2 protein-coding genes are annotated in these 761 nt (G+C 38.6%); one reads left to right on the forward strand and one right to left on the reverse strand.

The genetic code is table 11. From position 1 onward, the window contains the following. On the reverse strand, positions 1–249 hold a 249-nt coding region (locus R7Q09_RS25155; protein ID WP_318143823.1), incomplete at its 3' end, for a chromosome partitioning protein ParB. A 408-nt stretch (positions 250–657) separates the two neighbouring features. On the opposite strand from R7Q09_RS25155, the gene R7Q09_RS25160 reads away from it, so the two are divergent. Continuing rightward, positions 658–761, forward strand: a 104-nt coding sequence (locus tag R7Q09_RS25160; RefSeq protein WP_318143824.1) for a TusE/DsrC/DsvC family sulfur relay protein, incomplete at its 3' end; no start/stop codon positions are given.

Below are 761 nucleotides of genomic sequence, written 5' to 3' on the forward strand. Positions count from 1 at the left end.
TCGGTAGTCACTAGTTAAGATCACGGGATACGATACATCGGCATTGTTGATACGTTGGCAATGTTTCGCGATTTCACGACAGGTTGGCTGCGGCCCTTCATCACTAAACCAGGTCACCTCATTCGGACCTTTAATGTCATCAATAGAAATTTCTTCTACGGGTAAGGATTCTGCAAGCTTCCAAATACGCTCAATAGACCAAGTGGATTTTACGTTGTCATTAATCTCAATGTAACGTTGTGTCGACATGACTGACTCCTTGTCATGAGTGTTGTTTCTAACCTGAGCACAGGTCGGTTATCAAACCCAGAGAATATCGACCCAAAGGAATAAACACAACGTCGTAACCGATTCATCCTTAAACAAAATTTCATTAATTAGACAGCTGACTATCAAAAAACGATAATAAAAATGAATAAGCCTGAATATAAATGCAAATATCTTGGTATTACCCCCGTTAAATTTTTAACAAGCTGAATAATTTATTATTTTTCTGCATAGTAGTGAGTTTTGGACACATCATCAGTATTCATTAAAGCCCTGCTACTTTGTATGCTTTTGCTTCGCTCAGTACGACTTCAGGATTCTTTTGTTGAGAACTTCCTAACGTGTGCGCTAATCTATAAACATCCATGTTCACTTAACGGATAAGACGTTATGTTCGTTTACAACGGCAAAGAAATTGAAACTGATGCTCAAGGCTACCTACTGGATCATACTCAGTGGGAAGAAGGCATGATTGAGCTTTTAGCAAAAGAAGA

This window comes from Vibrio sp. 2130-1, from assembly GCF_033339515.1.